The 1,107-nt window shown below is 71.5% G+C and carries 1 protein-coding gene; it reads right to left on the reverse strand.

Translation table 11 applies throughout. The annotated features are described in order from the left end of the window. A partial coding sequence (dxr, locus tag AC5P1C_RS43765; RefSeq protein ID WP_493871586.1) for a 1-deoxy-D-xylulose-5-phosphate reductoisomerase occupies positions 1-1,107 on the reverse strand: 1,107 nt, incomplete at both ends.

Genomic DNA, 1,107 nt, shown 5'->3' on the forward strand with positions numbered 1-1,107 from the left:
TGCCGTGTTCGGCGACGACCTTCGTCACAGTCTCCATGATCCCGTTGAAGGGCAGGGCGCCGTTCAAGAACGCGTCCACGCACTCCTCGTTGGCCGCATTGAACACTGCCGGGGCCGTGCCCGCGAGCTTCCCCACGTGCCGGGCGAGCCCGACCGACGGGAAGGCGTCGTTGTCGAGGGGGAAGAACTCCCAGCTGGAGGCCTTCGTCCAGTCGAAGGCGGGCGCCGCGTCCGGCACGCGCTCGGGCCAGCCGATGCCGATGGCGATCGGTCCGCCCATGTCGGGCGGCGTGGCCTGGGCCAGCGTCGATCCGTCGGTGAACTCGACCATGGAGTGCACGTAGGACTGCGGGTGGACCACCACCTCGATGCGCTCGAAGGGGATGTCGTAGAGGAGGTGCGCCTCGATGACTTCCAGGCCCTTGTTGACGAGCGTCGCTGAGTTGACCGTGATGACGGGACCCATGGCCCAGGTCGGGTGCGCGAGAGCGTCCTGCGGGGTGACGTCCGCCAGATCGGCCTTCGTACGTCCCCGGAACGGGCCCCCGGAAGCCGTGACGACCAGCTTGCGCACGTCGGCGCGGGTGCCCGCGGCGAGCGCCTGGAAGAGGGCGGCGTGCTCGGAGTCGACGGGGATGATCTGCCCCGGCTTGGCGAGCGCCTTCACCAGGGGCCCGCCGACGATCAGCGACTCCTTGTTCGCGAGCGCGAGGGTGCGGCCCGCCTCCAGCGCGGCGAGGGTGGGCGCGAGCCCGATGGACCCGGTGATGCCGTTCAGGACGGTGTGGCAGTCGGAGGCGGCGAGCTGCGTGGCCGCGTCGGGCCCGGCGAGGACCTCGGGCAGCGGCTCACTGCCGTACTGCCCCTTCAGCGCCTCGCGCAACGCCGGTACGACCTCCTCGCGGGCCACGGCCACGGTCCGCACCCGCAGCTGCCTGGCCTGCTCGGCGAGCAGTCCGACGCGACCGCCGGCGGCGGAGAGCCCGGTGACGCGGAAGCGGCCGGGGTTGCGCAGGACGAGATCGATGGCCTGGGTGCCGATCGACCCGGTCGAGCCGAGGATGACGATGTCCCGCGGGCCGTCCGTGACGACGGGGTCGAAGACGA

The sequence above is a fragment of the Streptomyces sp. A18 genome, from assembly GCF_059026065.1.